This is a genomic window from Phycisphaerae bacterium, assembly GCA_035384605.1.
Taxonomy (GTDB): domain Bacteria; phylum Planctomycetota; class Phycisphaerae; order UBA1845; family PWPN01; genus JAUCQB01.
Map to the genome: position 1 here is coordinate 1 of DAOOIV010000117.1, position 15,321 is coordinate 15,321.

Consider the following 15,321-nt stretch of genomic DNA (forward strand, 5'->3'; position numbering starts at 1 on the left):
GGTCCAACAACCCGAAAAAAATCTAGAATCGCCCTTTGGTGTTCAACTTGGGCTAGAGGTCGTGTCCGCAGTAGGACAGGTTGAAGCTCTTGTTGCACAGTGGGAAATCGGAGATCTGCTGGTTGCGCAAGGCCATCGCCAGCCCCATCCAGTTGTGGAAAGACGGATCAACGATCTTGTACGCGGCCAGTCGCCCAGCTTCATCGGTCATTGCCATGTGGCAGATCTCGCCCCGCCATCCCTCCACCAGGCTCACGGCGATTCGAGACCGGCCCAGAGGCTTGGCCGCCGCCCGGTTTCCCCCTGACGGCAGTGAACGGAGTTGGTCCTGTATGAAAGCCAGCGACCGCTGAATCTCAAGCCATCGAACGAACGCCCGGGCGAACACGTCTCCCGCCTCAGCCATCGAGACGGGTATGTGCGCGAGCCTGTATATGCCCGTGGGGAATTCGTGGCGGACATCTCGCTCGATGTTGCACGCTCTCGCGGCCACGCCGACCAGTCCAAGATCAACCGCTGTTTCTCGATCCACGCGTCCCGTCTCCTGGAACCGGGCGAGTACCGACGGGCTATCCCAGAGCAGATCCACTGCCGTGGTGACGTCTTGCCGGGCGGCATCGAGCCTTTCCAGAAGCTGGGCCCGCCGGCTGTCCTCAAGATCAAACGCGACGCCGCCGGGACGTACGAGCCCGCGTCCGAAGCGGCTTCCGCAGATCAGGGCCGTCATGTTGAGGAAATCGCCGCGAATCCTTCCGCAATACGACGCGGTGGGCAGGAAACCGACGTCGCCGGCCAGCGCACCAAGATCGCCGGTGTGATTCGCGAGCCGCTCGAGCTCCAGCGCGATTCCGCGAATGATCTGGGCGCGAGCAGGCACACGGACCCCGCTCAGAGCTTCGAGTAGTTCACTGCAGGCCGTTGCGTGGCCGATCGAAGTGTCACCGGCCAGTGTCTCGGCGTAGTGGATCGTCCGCAGTCCCGGTCCGCCGATCAGAGCTCGCTCCACGCCGCGGTGCTGAAATCCCAGGGAGATCTCAAGGTGATAGACGTCCTCGCCATGGCATTGAAACCGGAAGTGTCCCGGCTCGATGATCCCGGCATGTACCGGCCCGACCGCGACTTCATGGACCTCCTCGCCGTCCATCGCAAAGTAGTCGGTGACGCAAGGCTCGATGACGGTCGAAATGCCACGGCCCCAGGCATCGCGGCCCGGCCGATATGACTTGTGAAAGCGGATCGGTTTGAGCCAGGGATGCCCCTCCGGCCGCACTCCCCACTGCTCGGCAATCTCCCGCTCGAACCAGTGGGCGGCAGGACACTCGGGTGTCAGTGCAGCGTACGAGTCGTCCACGACCGTGCCGCACACCGCCAGGCTGCCCCGGTTCCCGTGAGCAACCGCTGCCAGAAGCCGTATTCGTCCATCCTGGGACGGCGTCGCCATCATTGCCGCCAACCGGCCGTTCCGCTCCACGCCGTCGATCACCGCACTGCGAAACTCGTCGTTCCCCAGTGTTGGGATGCTTTCCGCGGCGGCCGAGGCGCCGTTGTACAAGACCAGTACATTGCTTGCGGCCATCAGGACCCTCCCACCATCTGTGCGGCCCGCTGGATCAGGCTGTTTAACGGCGTCGGAACATGAACACCAAGACACAAGACGAGCACGCCCAGGACCGCCGGGGGTATCACGCTTAACAAGGGCTCATGGGCCCGCGGTTGGTCCATCGGCAGACTCGCCTGTCCCTGCGTCATGCGTGCGAAGACCGAAGCCATGCCGACGAATATGATCCCCAGACAGCCCAGGTACAGAATGGCCACGACCGCTCGCCCCTGGTCCAAGGCGGCTTTGAGGACTGTGAACTCGCTCAGGAACGGCCCGAAAGGCGGTGACCCGGTAATGGCCAGGAACCCCGCAATCCAGAGTGCTGCCGAAAACGGCATGACTCGCAGTGCGCCGCGGACATCTCGGCAGGACTTGGAGTTGTAGACCGCCAGCAGATTGCCGGCCACGAGAAACAGCATCGCCTTGGTCAACGAGTGATTGACCGCGTGCAGCATCGAGCCGAACACGCCAGCCCCCCCCAGGCCGACTCCCAAGGCAAGGATGCCGATGTGCTCGACGCTCGAGTAGGCCAGCAGACGCTTGTAGTCCTGTTGACCGATGATGAACACGGCGGCGGTGCCCATGGAAATCAGCCCCAACAGTACCAGCAGTTCCTGTCCGAGGGCGGTGCAGCCAGCCGCTGTCAGTACCTGGTGTGCACGCAAGATGCCCAGGAAGGCGCAATTGAGCAGGGCTCCCGACAGCAGGGCGGACACGACTGAAGGCGACTCGCTGTGCGCGTCGGGAAGCCACGTGTGCAGCGGAGCCAGGCCCATTTTGGTGCCGTATCCGACCAGAAGAAAGACGAACGCCGCTGAAAGCCACGGTCGGTTCAGTGCGGCGCCTCGGCGCACCAGATCATCCGTCAGAAGCGAAGTGGCGGTTCCCGCCACGTCGGCTGCCGCGACGGCCAGGAAGAAGATGCCCAGCAGCGCCAGGGCGATACCCACCGAACAGATGAGCAGATACTTCCAGGCGGCCTCGAGGGAGCGATGGTGCCGATGGAAGTAGATCAGGGGCGCACTGGCCAGCGTCGTCGCTTCAACGGCCACCCACATCAGGCCGACGTGGGCACTAAGACTCACCAGAGTCATCATGGCCAGGAACAACAACAGGCAGCCGACGAAGACGGCCTCTGGAATGTTGTCGAAGAGGAAGCCCTGTTCGAAGTCCGATCGCTGGCCGTGTGTTTCACGCTTCAGGTACCCCACCGCGTAGAACGAAGCAACCAGAAAAAGGGCGCTCGTGATGCTCAGGAAGAGCAGGCCCAGCTCGTCCAGCTTGAGCAGGCCCTGAAGGGCTGGCGCGGGCAATCTCAGCCATGCAAGGCTCGTGAGCGACGCGTGAGCCACCGCCACGGCCGGCAGCAGGGCTCGTCGGGGGCGGTGCGGCCGGATGAAGAATGCGGCAATGCCAGCCAGAGCAGGAATTAGGAAGAGCGCCAAAACCATGCTTTCATTCCTTCAACGAGGACAGCCGGTCGGTGTCCATGTGGTCGAACTCCCGACTGATGTGGAAAATCGCGATCCCCATGACGAACACCGCCACGAAAACATCCAGAAGAATCCCAAGCTCGACCAGCAGCGTTGCCTGACGCACCAGCCCGACGCCAAACAAGAAGATCCCGTTTTCCATCGCCAGGTAGCCGAGGACCTGGGTGATGGCCTTGCGCCGGCTGACGATCAGGAACAAGCCGACGAGAATCGCGTGGAACGCGACGGGCGCGGCCAGCGGCGGGGCCTGCGGTGTGGCCGCCGGCAGACGTGCGCCCAGCCACATGGCTGCCGGCAGAGCCAGCGTCCCGATCAGCAAGGAGAACGTGAAACCGACGAACGGCTCCACCTCTCGCCGCACGTCTGCCTCGCGTACCGCTCGCAGGAGCAACCGAGGGAAAACAAAACCCTTGAGCACAACCGCGATGGTCACGAATACCAACGTGTGTATAGAGACGCCTTCCTGTCGAACAGTCACCGTTACGATGCCCAAAAGCACGCCCTGCAGCGCCATGACGCGGATGCAGGTGCCCAGAGAAGCAACGCCGGTCAGGGCCAGGTTAGTCAAGGCAACGGTAATCAAAACCAGATCCGTGTAGGCTTGCATCCTATGACCTCGCCACCAGCACAAGCGCGAGAACCGCAAGGGCTCCGGCCCCGACCAGCAGTTGCGGCACTCGCAGCAAACGAAGCCGGGCCATCGCCGATTCGATGATGCCCACGATCACGGCCAACGCGAACATGCCCAGCAGAAAAGCGCCGGCATCAACGACGAACCAGCCTGTTCGCACGGGCACGCACAATCCGACGAGCAGCGAGCCGAACACCCACAATTTGAGCGCGGCCCCGTAGAGTATGAACGCCAGGTCGGGCCCGCTGTAGTCCAGAACCATGACTTCGTGGATCATGGTGAGTTCAAGGTGCGTGTTGGGGTCATCGACGGGGATCCGCGCGTTCTCAGCGAGGACAATGACCAGCATCGCGACCGCGGCCATCACCAGCGCCGGGCCCGCCGCGAGCCACGTTCCGAACGAGAGGGGCATGTAGATCCCCGAGAGCGAAATACTGTCCAGCTTGCGGGCCAGAGCGGCCACTGCGAGCATCAATACCGGCTCGGCCAGCGACGAGAAATGGACCTCTCTGCTGGCGCCCATGCCCTCGAAGCTCGATCCGGTGTCCAGGGCGCCGATCACAGTGAGAAATCTCAACAGGCCCAAGAGGTAGGCCAGCAATACGAGATCGCCGGGGAAGGCGATGACGGCCCTGGTTCCACCGATCGGAAGCAGCAGCACCGCAGCCGCCACGGCCGCCAGCCCGACGACCGGAGCCAGTCGGAAAACCGCCGTTGTCGTCCGGCTGTACACCGCGCCCTTGCCAAGCAGCCGGAACAGGTCGAGATAGGGCTGAATCAGCGGTGGCCCTTCCCGTCCGGCGACGAACGCCTTTACCCTGCTGATGATCCCCAGCAGGAGCGGGGCCAGCGTCAGGGCCAGTAGTGGTTGGCACAAACTGAAGACTCGCATGGCCTATCTCAACTTCCAGAGCAGCAAAGCCAACAGCGTGACGGCGATGTACAAGACGTAAGTCTGGACTCGACCATGCTGAAGCCGGCGCAGCTTCGAGAACACCCACGCCGCCCCGCGGAAGACCGGGCTGTATCCCTTCTCTCGCCAGACATCATCGGTGTGTGTGGCAAGAGAAGCCGACGGGGGAAAGTACTCAACCGGGGGAGTCAGGGCGGTGCGGGTTCTCAGGAACGGCTGGAAGAAACGCGTGAGCGGTTGGGCAAAAGACGACGCGGTATACTGCATGCGGGCGGTCGGGCGCGCGTAACCGCAATCCCACGTCACGGTGCTTGAGACCATACGACCCTCAAGAAGCCGGCGGCGGAAGACGATCAGCCCGGCCGTGAGCAGCAGCAGAATAAAACTGACCCCCACGACCGCGATGAGAACGTCGCGAGGATTGGCGATCGTCGCGCGGACAACGTTCTCAGGCATGCCGCCGACAACCGCGATGGCCCGGGCAAGTGAGAGAACCGCCAACGGTCCCAGCAAACCGATCGCAACGCACGCGGCAGCCAAAACCAGCATCGGTACGCGCATCAGCCAGCCGCACTCGTGGCCGCCGCCGGCGTCCGCCGATCTCGCCTCGCCGAGGAAAACCACGCCGAACGCCTTGGCGAAACAAGCCAAAGCCAGTCCGCCAATCAGCGCCAGCCCGGCGACCGCGCCTGCCATGAGAAGCAGGTGCAGCGGCGACGTCGTCCGCACGCCCTCCAGCGCCCCCAGGTAGATCAGCAGCTCGCTCACGAAACCGTTGAGCGGGGGCAAGCCGGCGATCGCCGCAGCCCCGACCAGGAAGGTCCAGCCGGTCCAAGGCATTCGTTTGAGGAGGCCGCCGAGGCGGTCGATCTCTCGGCTACCGGTGGCGTGCAGCACCGATCCGGCCCCGAAAAACAGCAGCCCTTTGAAGCACGCGTGGTTGAGCACGTGCAGCAGCCCGCCGCCGAAGCCCAGGACAGCCATCGAAACTGAATGCAGACTGAGCCCCAGCAGTCCGACCCCCAGGCCGATGGCGATGATTCCGATGTTCTCCACGCTGTGGTAGGCAAGCAGACGCTTGAGGTCGTGTTGTGCCAGGGCAAACAAGACCCCAAGCACGCCTGATGTCAACCCGATGGCGATCAGCAGCCAGCCCCACCACGCAGGCGGCGGCCCGAGGAACGTCAGCGTTCTCAGCAATCCATAGATGCCGGTCTTGATCATCACGCCCGACATGATCGCGGACACATGGCTTGGAGCCGCCGGGTGGGCCTCGGGCAGCCACACGTGAAAGGGCATGAAGCCCGCCTTGGTTCCGAAACCAATGATGGCCAGAATGAACAGCAGGTTCGCGTGGTCCGCAACCGCCTTGACTGGAGAGGTGCCACCCGCGAGTTCCGGCGATCCCGAGTGCAATCCCAGCAGCGCAAACATCGCCAGCAGGAACAGCGTTCCCAAGTGCGTGGCCACAAGGTACGTCCAGCCGGCCTGGCTCACCTTCTCGTCCTCATGCTCGAATGTCACAAGGAAAAACGAGGCCAGCGACATGACCTCCCACGCCACGAGGAACAACATGATATTGCGCGCAGTGGTGACCAGGATCATGCTGGCGACCAGGAGACTGAAGAAGAACCACGACGCGCCGAGCGACTTGCGATCGCGATACGGACGCAAGTACTCGATGCCGTAGATGGCTGCCAAAGCACACAGCAGGAGGATCGGGATGAGGAAGAACGCGGACAACGCGTCCAACTCAACGTGAAATGAACCGTACGGTACCGACCAGGACCGATGAAGCACTTCAGCGGGTGCTCCGAGCAGGATACGAACTGCCGGTATCAGCCCGGTGATGCAACCGGCCACAACACAGGTGGATCCCAGGGTAGACGCCCAATGCCCCCGACGCGGCACCAACAGGGCCGCAAGCCCACCGGCCATCATGATGGCAATGCCTGTCAGGAGAAAAACCATGTTCATCTGCTTTCGGCACCACCGGGTGAGAGAGGCTGGTCCGCGGATGCAAGGGATGACTCGATTCGCATCACCTCGGTCAAGATCGCTTCTCGCAGAGCCTGCGATCTGAGCGTCTCTTTGAACGCGGGATCGCGAAGCGCGAACGAGAGCAAGGAAAGCATCCGCAGGTGCGAGCGGACGGTGGGACTGATCAGTGTGAACAGCGTGTGTACCGGCTGGCCGTCGAGCGCCCCGAACTCGATCGGATGCTCCAGGAAACACAGCGTTACGGAGGGCTGGGTAACGTGCAAAACCACCGGGTTGCGAACGTGCGGGATGGCGATGCCTTCGCCTATCCCCGTGGAGCCCAGCGACTCGCGGGCCAGCAGCACCTGGTAGAGAAACTCGCGGTCCACGTCGTCCGGAAGCCGGAGAATATCGACGACAGATCTGATCGCCGATTCCTTATCTGAGCCTTCGATTCGATAGAAGATCCCGCCGGCTCTGAGGGCCTCCGAAAGCCTGCAAGGAGTCTCCTGGTCATGCTCGGGTTCGGCGAAGATCTCCGCCGAGACGTTCAGTTTCTTCGATGTGGCCCACTCGAGCAGCTCAGTCCTGTTGAACCTGAACTGATCGCCCACGCGATAGACGGGCAGAGAACCACTGTCGATCCACCGGTAGATCGTTCGTTCCGATACGTTCAAGAGCTTGGCGGCATCCCGCACTGTGATTGTCATTAGATCCCTTTGTCGGTCATTAGTGACGCAAAGAGACATCATAAGACATGCTATGCACAATGTCAATAGAAATAGATTATCGTGTTTTTTTGTCAGTGGTTTGTCCCCCAAGCCTTACTTCGTCTTCGAATGTCGCAATATGCGACACGAATTCCTGCCGCTGATTGTCCGTAAGTCATTTCTGAGACGAATGTTCGGATAGATTGGCGTCCAGGAGGGCGAAGACCCGCTGTTCGTATTGTCTTGGGTCGGTGGTGACGATATTGCTGTGTGGGCCGGGGCCGAACCAGAGCTCGCGCGGGCCGGCGGCGGCATCATAGAGCGCCTGCGAATGCGAGACCGGCATCGCGATGTCGTCGTCCCCGTGAATGACCATGACAGGGCGGCTGCCCAGTCGAGACACGGCCTCCACGGCCGACGTGTGGAAGAAATCAGCACCCGTTTGGGCGGACATTCCAACCAGAATGATGTTGACGAACAACGGGCCGATGACCGGCAGTTGGCGGGCGTGGTGTTGAGCGAACTCGTATGCTGAGGTGAACGGGCTGTCGAGAATCACCGCGTCGATCCGCTCATCCTCGGCGGCGGCCAGTGCCAGGGCCATCGACCCCTGGGACGATCCCAGACCGACAATGACCTGAGACTGTGCCGGCCGTTCTCGCTTGAGCCAATCGACCACGGCCGTCACGTCGCGGCGTTCGCGGATGCCGTAGGTCGTGGTCCGGCCGTCGCTGGAACCGTGAGCCCTGAAATCGAAAAACACCACGTTGTAGTCGGGTCGTGTGAGCGACCCGAGGAACCAGACGAAGTTACCCTTGTTGGCCCCGGCCCCGTGGCAGACGACGATGGTTCGCGAAGCCCCGCTCTGAGGGATGAACCAGCCGTCCAAGGTGAGGCCGTCGGCAGTCGGTACGCGAACATGCTCGAAGTCCATCTGGTAGATGCTCTTGGGATCCTGATCGTCGTGCAGTTTGAACCGGTGAGTGACCACGCAGCTCAGAAACGCCGGCACGAAGATGAAGGCCGTCAGCAGCATCCGGCCGATGGGGATCAGCCGGATCAGCTTCGGCGCGTGCAGCCCCTGATGCCTGCGCAGCCGTGCCCAGCGGATCCATTTCTGCCCCAACCGGCCGACGGTTTGTGCCCACAGCTCCCACGCCAGCCGCCAGGCGATGGCAAACCACAGGACGATGAACACCTCACGCAGGGCGACCGTCGCCGAGGCGATGTAGCACACAAACCGAAGAGCCCCATAGATCAGCAGGCTCATCACCACCAGGTACACCAGTATCGATCGCAGCCTGAAACGCCGGTACTTCGGGAAACGCCATAGGAGGATCGCGCCGAGAACGGCCGGGGCCAACACGAAGATGACGTATCCGATCGTGGAGAACATGGAACTCCCGGGCGGCAAGGGGCCCGTCGTTGAACACCTCGGAACCCCAAACAATATCCTGCAGCCGCCATGATGCTAACGTTCCCCGCGACCCTGATGCAAACTCGAACTGATCCCTGAAACCTTGACTTCACATGCCTCCTTCCGGTTAAATGGGGCGATGAGCAACAACCAACCATCACCCAACGTTTCGCGTCGCGAAGTGATCCGTATTGCCGGAGCGGCGGCCGTTGGGCTTGCCGGTGCCCGTTCCGCCTTGGCACAGAGTGCAAACCCCTTACGCAAGCGCGTCTTGCGGGTTGCGCATCTGACCGACATTCACATTGCCCCCGAACACAAGGCCGCCGAGGGGTTTGCCTCATGTCTTCGGCACGTGCAGTCGCAGAAGGACAAGCCTGATCTGATCTTCACGGGCGGCGACCATATCATGGACTCGATCGGAGCGAATGAGGCGCGGACCAGGGAGCAATGGGAGCTGTACCGCAAGGTGCTCAAGGCCGAGTGCAGCCTGCCGGTGGAGCCGTGCATCGGAAACCACGACTGTTGGGGCTTGAACCGCAAGGACAGCGGTGCGACCGGCAACGAGCCCCTGTACGGCAAGAAATGGGCCATGGATTCTCTCGGGCTCGATCGCGAGTACCGCAGCTTCGATCGCGCCGGGTGGCACTTCATTATGCTCGACAGCACGTTCCCCCAGGGCGATGGCTACACCGCACGGCTCGATGACCGGCAATTCGAGTGGCTCGCCGAAGATCTACGGCGGACGGACCCGAAGAAGCCCGTCCTGATTCTCTCGCACATTCCGATCCTGGCCGTGTGTGTCTTCTTCGACGGCGATAACGAGAAGTCCGGAGACTGGGTTGTGCCGGGGGCCTGGGTCCACATTGACAGTCGGCGGATCAAGGATCTCTTCCTCAAACACCCGAACGTCAAGGTCTGCCTGAGTGGTCATGTCCACCTGATCGATCGGGTCGAATACCTGGGCGTCTCATATGTCTGCAATGGCGCCGTCTGCGGTGGGTGGTGGGAGGGCCCCTATCAGGAGTGCGACGCCGGCTATGCGCTGGTCGACCTCTACGACGACGGCTCATTCGAGAACCGCTACGTACCGTTTGGTTGGAAGCCCGTGAAGGAGTGACCTTATCCCCGCCGCGATCAGGCTCTTGTCCATGCCTATAACCGCGCTGATCCCGGCCCTTTGTGTCCTGGCGGCGATCGCGCCGACCGAGACAGTGACTTCGCAGCGCGACAACCCACCCGTTCCGTCCTCTGTCCCTCTGCCGCGAATCACTGTGGCCGGGAATCGATTCGTCGATCCTGCCGGCCGGCAGATCATCTTGCACGGCGTCAACGCAGGCCACACCAGCAAGCCGGACTCGGTCCGGGTCAAACCTGACGTGTGCGCACGCATGCGTGATTGGGGGCTCAACGTCATCCGTTTACAGATGGAGTGGTCTCAGATCGAGCCGGAATGTGGCAAGTATGACGAACAATACCTGTGTCTCATCGACGAACAGATCGCTGCCGCCCGCGCCGCCGGCCTGCACGTTTACCTGGACATGCACCAGGATCTCTGGGGCGTCAAATCGGGCAACGGGGCCCCGGCGTGGGCCACGCTCGACGAAGGCCGGCCTCACGCTGGCAACCCGAACCTCTGGCAGGAGTCCTACTGGACAAGCCCCATGGTGCACGCCGCGTTCGACAACTTCTACGCGAACAAGTCCGGCCCCGACGGCGTCGGCATTCAGGACCGCTTCGCCATGCTCTGGCGGCACGTTGCCCAGCGCTACGCCGACGATACCACCGTCATCGGTTACGACTTGTTCAACGAGCCCTATCCCGGCAGTCCCATGAAGATGCTGCCGCTGCTTGTCGCCGCGAAGATGACCAAGATACGGGCCGACAAGGGCGAAGAGGTGACCGTGGCCGGGCTGCTCGAGGAGTACAAGAGCGAGGAGAACCGGCGCCGGACGATGACCGAAGTAGCGGCGGATGAGAAGCTTCTCAAGGCGGTTCTCGAAGCCCTCGAACCCCTGTACATGACCTACGAGCGCGATGCGCTGAATCCGATGTACGCTCGCGTGGCCAAGGCAATCCGCGAAGTGGACCGCAGCCACATCATCCTTCTGGAGCCGGGCGGAGGCGCCATCATCGGCGTGCGCAGTGCTCTTCAACCCATCATGGACGCCGAAGGCCGGCGCGATCCTCAGCAGGCTCTGGTGCCGCACGCCTACGGCCTGCCCATGGGCGATCCCTCGACAGTACACATGGGGCTGATCTTCGCCCGGATCTCGCAACTGGCCAAACGGCTGGAGATGCCCGTCATCGTGGGCGAATGGGATGCTGACCCCGGCAACGACGGTGACCGGCGGCCCATGGCCTCGTTCATCGTCTCCCAGATCGAGAAACGTCTGTACGGCGATACGTTCTGGATCATCAAGCCCGATCTGCAAGCCCAGCCGTACTTTGATGCCATCCAGCGGCCCTACCCGATGGCCACAGCCGGCGAGCTTCTGAGTTACGGCTACGACCGCGACACACGGGTCTTTCGCTGCAAGTGGAACGAGCGGCCTTCGATTGGCCAACCCACCAGGATCTATCTCCCCCTGGCCGTGTTCCCCAAGGGCTTCACCGTCGAACTTACCCCGTCTGACTCGAAATACGAGCAGACCCCCTGCGGTTCAGGCCGCGCCGGCATGTTCATCGACATCTCACCCTATCCAAACCCCACCAACCGCGAGCTAACCCTGAAACCCGCCCAATAGCCTCCTCCCGGACGGCAGGATTCGCGCTGACTGCCATGTCCACCGCTTTGCGTGGACATTCTTGTGTCCTGATGCAAAGCACCACCAATACCCCTTGCCACCGGGTATTGACACTGCGCAAAACCGCCGGTTTACTGTTCCTCCGCAGTCCGGGTATCTGAGAGTCTGGCTGGAACGGCAGGGGCGGCAAGACCAGCCAAGTGACAGGTGTAGCCCGACAACGAGCAGCCTGGCGCCCCCTGCGATCGTTTGCCATGTTTTTGCGACCCGCGCAGCCGCCACTGCAATCTGACGTCGGGGCAGCAGGAATGAATGAAGAAGCGCCTACGCAGTTCAACGAGGCATCCCAGGACTCAAAAGAAACGGTGGGTACAGCACGACCGGTTGCGCTCGTGGTCGAGACGGCTCCGGCGGTCGAACCCGCGCGCCGACCGCGCGTGTGGACCGTTTTTGCGGCATACGTTTCGACGATCGTGCTCGGCACAATCGTTACGATGGTTCATCTCGTGATCACGCTGTTCGGCGTCGCGCCTGGGGACTGGATCGATGAACTCGCAAAAAGGCCCTTGTCCTTTCTGTGGGTCATGTCCTACATGTTGTTCGCCGCTCTTCTCGTCGCTTTCTGCGCCGCGTTCCTGTCCCCGGTGCGGTGGGTCTGCAGACTGAGGCTCACCGCTCCTTCCCTCTCCTGCATGCAGGTGGCAACGGCTGCAGTCGGCGCCGTTGCCATTGGCTTGACCTTCTCGATGGCGTATGCTCTGGACTTCCTTCCTCGCTCATCCACGCTTGAGCCACTATCAGCGGTCATCGCCGGCCTCTTGGGGCTGAATCTGATCCTGGGCATCGTGGTCATAGGCATCCTGCCGGCTATCTCGGAAGAGCTTCTGTTTCGCGGCTATCTTCAGACGCGATTAACCCAGCGGTGGGGCGCCAGAATCTCCATCCTTCTCACCGCTCTGATGTTTGCCGCTTATCACATGGATGTTTCACAGGGCATCCTCGCCCTGGGCGTGGGCATCTACCTCGGCTTCGTAGTCGAACGGGGGAACAGCATCGTTCCTGCAATCATCGGCCACGCGGTCAACAACACTGTCGCTCTCCTCCTCAGCGTCTTCTTGCCGGACACCCTGAGTCGGGCGTCTCTGTGGGTGATCCTGCTGGCCGCCGCCGTTGTACTCGGCCTCTGCCTGTGGCATCTGCGATCGGCGGTGCCACCTGACAGAACTTGCATGGCTGGTGCCTGACCGGTGAGAAAACCTGACAACAACTGCTCTCGCCCGACTGCAACTTCTGTTGCCACAATGCGTTAGCACAGGGGCACTCCACCCCAGACGTCTGGCTGACAGCCTGTCGCTGCCCGCTGAGTGCTCAAACCGCCAAAGCAAAACCAGCATGGAGCATTCTCATCCAGGCAACCATCCGGCACTTGTCGCAATACGATCGCCCGGCCGGCGTTGAGCCTGCTGGTTGCACTGCGAGCGCAGAGGGGTTAGACGATTAGCCCTTGGTGAGCAGTGGAGCCTGATGAACATTTGACGCAAGAAAGGAAATCTCCATGAGAAGAAGAAACCTGACTGTTGCCATACTGTTTGCCGGTATTCTCTCGGTTCCCGCTTGGGCCCAGAACGCAACCGAGCCCAGGGCAAGACGTGACCGCCCTGCCACGCGCAGAGGCGAAGGAGCCGAAGGGCCTCGGAACCGTGGCATGGAGGGGCCGGGCGGCCGTGGCATGATGGTCAACCAGCAGATGGAACGTCTGACCAAGGAACTCAACCTTACCAAGGAGCAGCAGGAGAAAATTCAGAAGCTGATGACCGACCATCGCGACCAGATGCGTGACGAGATGCAGAAGCGCATCACCGAGAACGCCCCCAAGTTCAGAGAGCTCAGAACGCAGCTACAGGAAGCCCGAACTGCCGGCGACCGCGAGAAGGCCGGAAAGCTGGAATCGCAGATCCGCGAGCTGATGGGCGATGACAAGGCCGACGCTGCCCGTCAAAAGCTTATGAACGAGATCGAGGCCGTCCTCACCGCCGAGCAGAAACCTAAGTTCCAGAAGATTAAGGATGATGTCTTTAATCCGCGACCCCCGCTGGAGGAAAACCCCGAGCTGCTGTTGAGGGCTGTCGAGTCGCTTAAACTGCCGAAGGACAAAGCGGACAAGATCAAGAGCATCGTGAACGAGTGGAGAACCAAGCAGCCTAGGCTTCGCCCGAGGGACAGGGACGAGAAGGCCGAGCAAGAGGCCAAGGCGGCTGCGGCCGAGGTCTATAAGAAGGTGATGGCCGAGCTGACGCCCGAGCAACAGACGAAGGTCAAAGAGTGGCGTCCGGCCGGTACCATGATGGGTTGGCCGCGAGGCGAAGGCCAGAGACTGCGTCAGGGTGGAGATGAGGGCAGAGGCGAGCGAAGAGCCCAGCGACGCGGCTCCAGCCGACAGGGCGATGCCCCGACCGAGGACAAGCCCAAAGAGTAGGATCCGATATCAATAGACCTGAAAGAGGGGACATTCTGCTTCTGTCGAAGAATCGGAATGTCCGGGCGCCCCGGGGCGGTTACCCGCCTCGGGCTCCCACAGATCCGTACGTGCGCGCATTAGCGCATACGGTTCCTCAGTTTCGTCGTGTGGCAGCGCGCGCCCTGCCACGTTCCCGTCTGCTATCCGCTGCTGTCACGTTCACACGGCTTTGAAGTTCGAAGCCTTCGTCATGTTTCCTCGCACCGGTTCCATGACCTGACACCCCCCTTCCCTCCGCAGGGTCCTCCGGGGTCGAGTATCCCTGCTTCATTGGTACTACGAGGGTGCTAAGACTTCTTGACGGCCATCCCGCTCCGCTTCGTTTCCTTCGCTCGGCAGTACCACGGCCGCATCCTGTTTTTCGCTCCGCGTCACCCCGGATACCCTGGTGACCGGCCAGGGATCTTCAGCTCACGCCCGGCTACCCCACGCCTCTCCATTCTGTGGACCCTTGACGGTCCTGCATTGCGGGACCGGCTGCAAGGCAGCCCCTGGCTTCGCCTTGCGGCGTGTCAAGGGTGGAACCGTCAGGACCTCCCAAGTTCCTGCGAGACCCCATTGTCCGTTTGCACATGCTCCTGCGACTCCGGCGGAACCGCCGACGACTCGCCATCACGCCGCAGCGACACGGCCCCCAGTACGGGAACGCTGAAGGCTTCCACAAGGGACTTTCGAAGCTCAATCGCATGGCCTTCGGACTCGCTGTCTACCCTTGACCGACTTACGGGGGTCGGTCAAGGGTCCACAGGGTCTCTATGAAAGGTTTCAACGACTCAACTCGTTTTCGTCTCCTCCTCTCGCAGGTTGCTTGGGGCAATCCCCTTATCCGCGTTGGCGCAGTTTCAGAATGACGCTGGGGCGGGCCGCATCTTCGCGCGGAATCCATTCCGCATCCGGGAATGTGGAAAGAATTGGCTGCTGACGGCCGACCTCTGCGCTGGTCCCGGATTCCGATCCGGGACCCCCAGGTCGACGATTCCCATCGTCATTCACGCCGGAATGCGGGAAGGATTGGGACCGGCGGTCGACCTCTTGGCTACTCCTCGGGCCGCTGAAAGCCGATCGCTGAGGGCCGAACGCTTCAATCGAAAACGCCGAGACAGGATAAACGCGAAGCTCCGGCCCGCAGATCGTGGGATTGACGCAGATGGAAGACAAGTGGGGCCGACGCCCTCGTCGGCCCTTTCTCTCACCCGGTGCCACTGGTTGCCGGCCCGCCCGTGCCCGATGCTCAAACAGACCCGCGGAGATCGCGAAGGCGAGCGCACTGTGTTCAGGAGGCTTCTACCACCCGAGAGAAAGAGCTGCATCCCCT

11 protein-coding genes are annotated in these 15,321 nt (G+C 61.9%); 4 read left to right on the forward strand and 7 right to left on the reverse strand.

Annotated elements, in window-relative coordinates; genetic code table 11:
* Positions 1-52 precede the first annotated feature (52 nt).
* The 7 genes from PLL20_18490 to PLL20_18520 form a co-directional block, all read right to left on the reverse strand.
* Positions 53-1,576, reverse strand: a complete 1,524-nt coding sequence (locus tag PLL20_18490; protein ID HPD31984.1) for an NADH-quinone oxidoreductase subunit C — start codon at positions 1,574-1,576, stop codon at positions 53-55.
* Complete coding sequence (locus PLL20_18495; GenBank protein HPD31985.1) at positions 1,576-3,051, reverse strand: proton-conducting transporter membrane subunit; 1,476 nt, start codon at positions 3,049-3,051, stop codon at positions 1,576-1,578. Before PLL20_18495 ends, PLL20_18490 begins: the two co-directional genes overlap by 1 nt.
* Before the next feature lie 4 nt (positions 3,052-3,055).
* On the reverse strand, positions 3,056-3,700 hold the full coding sequence (locus PLL20_18500; protein ID HPD31986.1) for a hydrogenase: 645 nt from the start codon (positions 3,698-3,700) through the stop codon (positions 3,056-3,058).
* 1 nt (position 3,701) lies between these two features.
* Positions 3,702-4,616 (reverse strand): NADH-quinone oxidoreductase subunit H, encoded by a 915-nt coding sequence (locus PLL20_18505; GenBank protein ID HPD31987.1) that lies wholly within the window; start codon positions 4,614-4,616, stop codon positions 3,702-3,704.
* Between the two features lie 3 nt (positions 4,617-4,619).
* On the reverse strand, positions 4,620-6,608 hold the full coding sequence (locus tag PLL20_18510; protein ID HPD31988.1) for a proton-conducting transporter membrane subunit: 1,989 nt from the start codon (positions 6,606-6,608) through the stop codon (positions 4,620-4,622).
* Positions 6,609-6,610: 2 nt separating this feature from the next.
* The gene (locus PLL20_18515; GenBank protein ID HPD31989.1) at positions 6,611-7,327 is read right to left on the reverse strand and encodes a PTS sugar transporter subunit IIA; all 717 of its coding nucleotides are present in this window, start codon (positions 7,325-7,327) and stop codon (positions 6,611-6,613) included.
* Between the two features lie 175 nt (positions 7,328-7,502).
* A complete protein-coding gene (locus PLL20_18520; protein ID HPD31990.1) occupies positions 7,503-8,723 on the reverse strand; it encodes an alpha/beta hydrolase in 1,221 nt (406 codons plus the stop codon).
* 160 nt (positions 8,724-8,883) lie between these two features.
* Between PLL20_18520 and PLL20_18525 the strand changes: the two genes are divergently transcribed.
* The 4 genes from PLL20_18525 (at position 8,884) to PLL20_18540 (ending at position 13,964) form a co-directional block, all read left to right on the forward strand.
* Positions 8,884-9,861: a metallophosphoesterase gene (locus tag PLL20_18525; GenBank protein HPD31991.1), complete on the forward strand. Its 978-nt coding sequence runs from the start codon at positions 8,884-8,886 to the stop codon at positions 9,859-9,861.
* A gap of 31 nt (positions 9,862-9,892) precedes the next feature.
* On the forward strand, positions 9,893-11,488 hold the full coding sequence (locus PLL20_18530) for a cellulase family glycosylhydrolase (protein ID HPD31992.1): 1,596 nt from the start codon (positions 9,893-9,895) through the stop codon (positions 11,486-11,488).
* A gap of 308 nt (positions 11,489-11,796) precedes the next feature.
* Entirely contained in the window at positions 11,797-12,732 is a 936-nt protein-coding gene (locus PLL20_18535) for a CPBP family intramembrane metalloprotease (protein ID HPD31993.1), read from the forward strand.
* 311 nt (positions 12,733-13,043) lie between these two features.
* A complete protein-coding gene (locus PLL20_18540; protein ID HPD31994.1) occupies positions 13,044-13,964 on the forward strand; it encodes a Spy/CpxP family protein refolding chaperone in 921 nt (306 codons plus the stop codon).
* Positions 13,965-15,321: the final 1,357 nt, after the last annotated feature.

Bases quoted from the DNA above. Each gene is read 5' to 3' on its own strand.
- PLL20_18535 (HPD31993.1), top strand. From the start codon at position 11,797: ATGAATGAAGAAGCGCCTACGCAGTTCAACGAGGCATCCCAGGACTCA.
- PLL20_18505 (HPD31987.1), bottom strand. From the start codon at position 4,616: ATGCGAGTCTTCAGTTTGTGCCAACCACTACTGGCCCTGACGCTGGCC.
- PLL20_18515 (HPD31989.1), bottom strand. From the start codon at position 7,327: ATGACAATCACAGTGCGGGATGCCGCCAAGCTCTTGAACGTATCGGAA.
- PLL20_18490 (HPD31984.1), bottom strand. From the start codon at position 1,576: ATGGCCGCAAGCAATGTACTGGTCTTGTACAACGGCGCCTCGGCCGCC.
- PLL20_18500 (HPD31986.1), bottom strand. From the start codon at position 3,700: ATGCAAGCCTACACGGATCTGGTTTTGATTACCGTTGCCTTGACTAAC.
- PLL20_18540 (HPD31994.1), top strand. From the start codon at position 13,044: ATGAGAAGAAGAAACCTGACTGTTGCCATACTGTTTGCCGGTATTCTC.
- PLL20_18510 (HPD31988.1), bottom strand. From the start codon at position 6,608: ATGGTTTTTCTCCTGACAGGCATTGCCATCATGATGGCCGGTGGGCTT.
- PLL20_18530 (HPD31992.1), top strand. From the start codon at position 9,893: ATGCCTATAACCGCGCTGATCCCGGCCCTTTGTGTCCTGGCGGCGATC.
- PLL20_18520 (HPD31990.1), bottom strand. From the start codon at position 8,723: ATGTTCTCCACGATCGGATACGTCATCTTCGTGTTGGCCCCGGCCGTT.
- PLL20_18525 (HPD31991.1), top strand. From the start codon at position 8,884: ATGAGCAACAACCAACCATCACCCAACGTTTCGCGTCGCGAAGTGATC.
- PLL20_18495 (HPD31985.1), bottom strand. From the start codon at position 3,051: ATGGTTTTGGCGCTCTTCCTAATTCCTGCTCTGGCTGGCATTGCCGCA.